Here is a 2,069-nt window from a genome sequence, read left to right as displayed (position 1 = left end):
TCCGCCACACCGACCCGATGACCGGCGTCGTCGCCGAGGTCGGTACCGACGGTGTGCCGGTGGGTCTGGCCCTGCCCGCCGGGCTGCTCGACCGCCCACCAGCGGACGTGGCGAGGGCGGTGCTGCGCGCCCTCACCGCCGCGGCGGGTGAGGCCCGCGATCTCCTGGACCGGTTGGCCGAAGAGGAATGGGACGGACAGGAGTGGGACCGGGCGCAGTGGCTGGGGGCGGGCGACGAGCCGGACGGGGGGTCCGGGTGAGTGCCGGAGGGCTGGACGTCGATGCCTTTCTCGACCGCCTCCGCGGCATCGCGGCCGAGTGGGAGTCCGCGCACGACCAACTCGAGTCCCTCCGGGTGGTGGCCTCGAGTCGGGACCGGATCGCGACCGCCACCGCCGATTCCGGTGGCACGGTGATCGAGTTGGTACTTGCGACCGGACTCCGCGGGCGCGGGTGCGATGCCGTGGCGTCCGCCATCCTCGAGGCCACGTCTAGCGCGGTCGTCCGGGCCAACACCCGGCGGGCCGAACTGGTCTCGGGGTCGGTCGAGCTCGCGGTCACCGCCCGCAGGCAGACCGACCGGACCCCGGCCGGAGGCCCGTCCCCTGAGCCGGCAGGCGACCAATAGGAAGTCCCGTGGGCGGGCCGTGGCACCCGGTGACGGGCCGTGGATATGCTGACCGGCATGGCCAAGGACATCGTCCCGATCGAGCTCGGTCTCCCTGAGGGAGACGTCACGACACTCTGGGCACCCAGTTGGCGAGAGGACAACGACGACTGGGAGGCGTTCCTCGGGCTCGACGAGGACCTCTATGCGTTCGACTCGACCGCCGAACTCCTCGCCCTGGTCCGGAGCGGCGCACCACACGACCTCCAGGACCACCCCTCCTGGACCGGGTTCGCGGCGTCGGACGTCCTGGCGTTCCGCGCCGCCGAGGAGAACTGTTACGACCTCGTCGGAGTACTCGAACTCCTCGGTGAGAACCCCACGGAGTCGTCGGTCGACGAGATCGATCAGGCCTTCGCGATCGCCCGCTCGATCGGGGAGGTGTGCGAACTGGACACGGTCACCAAGTTCTTCAACGGCAACCCGATCCTGGCCGCGGTCACCCGCGGTATGGACGAGTTCTACGGGCGGGACGGGCTGAAACTGTGGAAATCGATCCGCAAGACCGTCGCGAAGGGCTGGGACGACGTTCTCGACGCGATCCAGGACGTCATGACCACGCCCGAGGTGCGGCCGAACGAGGTCGACCGAGCACGCGCGGACCTGGACGCCGCCGAGGCCGCGCTCCCCGAACCCGCGCCCGAACCCGAAGCCGCCCCGACCGGCTACCCGGAGGGCTCCCTCTGGGAGACGGTCGGGATCGACCCCGTGAAGATCGTCTTCGCCGACCAGGAGTACCTCAGCCTGCGGTGCTACCTGGGCGATCGGCCGGTGTTCCTCGGCGACGGTGACCAGGCGTACGTGTTCACCAGCCCCAGGGGACTGGCCCGGTACCTGGCGGACAACGACGACGAGACCCTCAGCCACGTGGCGACCTACGAGCGCGTCAAGATCGCCGCGACCGACGGCAGCCTGGACATCCACGTGACCGAGGACAACACCTATGTTCTCGCCGGTCTCGACCGCGATATCGAGGTCGGCCCCGGGATGGTCGACGCCGATCAGCTCGGACTGGCGGTCGAACTGATCACCGACCTCGCGACCTACGTGGGCGATTCCGGCCTCGAGGCCGCCGTGACCGGCCGTGGGACCGCGCTGCGCCGATTCCTCCACTACGTCCTCAACCCGGACGACGCCAGGCTGCTCGAGCCCAGTGCCCCGTTCGACGACGAGGCCGGCGAATGGCGCGCCCTGGTCGACGACGTCGAACGCCTGATGACCACCCCCGACATCGCCTGACCTCACCCGGGCTGGCCCGGTCCGGTCCGGACTCACCGAGAAGAGCGTTCCGCACATGTCCACTCGGCCGATGCGGTCGACACACTCTTCTCGATGGGCTGGTCGGTGTTCCGGTGGAATCGGCGGGCCGGCGCCTCACCACCCGCGCAGCCGGTCCACCACC

3 protein-coding genes are annotated in these 2,069 nt (G+C 70.2%); all 3 read left to right on the top strand.

Annotated features, from left to right (window positions below):
- Positions 1–260: hypothetical protein (locus tag G6026_RS15650; RefSeq protein WP_182613714.1), on the top strand; the 260-nt coding region annotated here is incomplete at its 5' end.
- On the top strand, positions 257–628 hold the full coding sequence (locus tag G6026_RS15645; protein ID WP_107755907.1) for a hypothetical protein: 372 nt from the start codon (positions 257–259) through the stop codon (positions 626–628). The genes G6026_RS15650 and G6026_RS15645, both read left to right, overlap by 4 nt.
- Before the next feature lie 57 nt (positions 629–685).
- On the top strand, positions 686–1,906 hold the full coding sequence (locus tag G6026_RS15640; protein ID WP_182613713.1) for a primosomal protein: 1,221 nt from the start codon (positions 686–688) through the stop codon (positions 1,904–1,906).
- Positions 1,907–2,069: the final 163 nt, after the last annotated feature.

Origin of the sequence: Dietzia sp. DQ11-38-2 (genome assembly GCF_014145055.1) — a bacterium.
Classification (GTDB): domain Bacteria; phylum Actinomycetota; class Actinomycetes; order Mycobacteriales; family Mycobacteriaceae; genus Dietzia.
The sequence above is the reverse complement of the archived record's forward strand: the minus strand, read 5'-3'. Positions and strand labels throughout refer to the sequence as shown.

Bases quoted from the DNA above. Each gene is read 5' to 3' on its own strand.
- G6026_RS15640 (WP_182613713.1), top strand. From the start codon at position 686: ATGGCCAAGGACATCGTCCCGATCGAGCTCGGTCTCCCTGAGGGAGAC.